The organism is Streptococcus sp. GMD5S (assembly GCF_000298715.2).
In the GTDB taxonomy this organism is placed as follows: Bacteria; Bacillota; Bacilli; order Lactobacillales; family Streptococcaceae; genus Streptococcus.
Window position 1 is genome coordinate 1 of the sequence record NZ_AJRG02000072.1, and the last position, 1,441, is coordinate 1,441.

Annotated in this window: 1 protein-coding gene; it reads left to right on the top strand. The window is 38.6% G+C overall.

Translation table 11 applies throughout. The annotated features are described in order from the left end of the window. Positions 1-57: 57 nt before the first annotated feature. A protein-coding gene (locus GMD5S_RS10670) for an IS3 family transposase (RefSeq protein WP_155991753.1) occupies positions 58-1,409 on the top strand; the annotation gives its coding sequence in 2 pieces (ribosomal slippage) (positions 58-490 and positions 490-1,409; 1,353 coding nt in all). Positions 1,410-1,441: the final 32 nt, after the last annotated feature.

Consider the following 1,441-nt stretch of genomic DNA (forward strand, 5'->3'; position numbering starts at 1 on the left):
AATGAACCGCACCCCAAAAGTTAGACAGAAAAAATCTAACTTTTGGGGTGTTTTTAAATGAAACTAACTTATGAGGATAAAGTTCGAATCTATGAACTAAGAAAACAAGGAATCAGCTTCAAGCGACTTTCAGAAAAATATGGAATGAACCTTTCAAATCTTAAGTACTTAGTCCGATTGATTGATCGCTACGGAATAGAAAGTGTCAAAAAAGAGAAAAACCGTTATTACTCGCCAGAATTAAAGGAAGAAATAATTAATAAAGTTCTACTTGAGGGGCGATCGCAACTAAGCGTATCTCTGGATTATGCTCTCCCAAGCACTGGATTACTTCCAAATTGGCTGGCACAATACAAGAAAAACGGGTATACTATTGTTGAGAAAACAAGAGGAAGGCCAGCTAGGATGGGACGTAAACGGAAGAAAACTTGGGAAGAAATGACAGAATTAGAGCGACTTCAAGAGGAGAATGAGCGTCTACGTACCGAGGTGGCCTACTTAAAAAAGTTAAAAGAGTTAGAGGAAAGGGACGAAGCCTTACAGCGAGAAAGGCAGAGACAGTTAGAGAAATGGTTTCAGGAGGATTTCAATTAGATTTACTTCTTGAAACGGCACATTTAGCTCGCTCAACTTACTACTATCACTTAAAACAGCTAGATCAACCAGATAAGAATAAAGAGCTAAAGGATGAAATACAAGCCATTTATAGTGAGCATAAAGGAAATTATGGCTATCGGAGAGTCACTCTTGAACTAAGAAATCGTGGCTTCGTGGTGAATCATAAGAAGGTCCAACGTCTGATGAAAGTCCTTGGTTTAACGGCTCGAATTCGTCGGAAACGGAAGTATTCTTCCTACCAGGGAGAGATTGGCAAGAAAGCAGCGAATCTCATTCAACGCCAGTTTGAAGCATCCAAACCAATGGAAAAGTGCTATACGGATGTGACAGAGTTTGTCATTCCAAATAGCACACAGAAATTGTATTTATCGCCAGTTTTAGATGGTTTTAACAGCGAAATTATTGCTTATCATCTTTCTACTTCACCAAATTTAGAACAAGTGAAGACCATGTTGGAGAAAGCTTTTTCAGATAAGAGATATGAGAATACGATTCTCCATAGCGATCAAGGCTGGCAATACCAACATGATTCTTATCATCGGTTCCTAGAGAGTAAGGGAATTCAGCCATCCATGTCACGCAAGGGTAACAGCCCAGACAACGGCATGATGGAGTCCTTCTTTGGCATTTTGAAATCCGAAATGTTCTACGGTTATGAAAAGACGTTTCAGTCACTTAAGCAACTGGAACAAGCTATTGTAGACTATATTGATTACTATAACAATAAACGAATTAAGGTCAAACTAAAAGGACTTAGTCCTGTGCAATACAGAACTAAATCCTTTACTTAAATTAATTGTCTAACTTTTTGGGGTCAGTACAC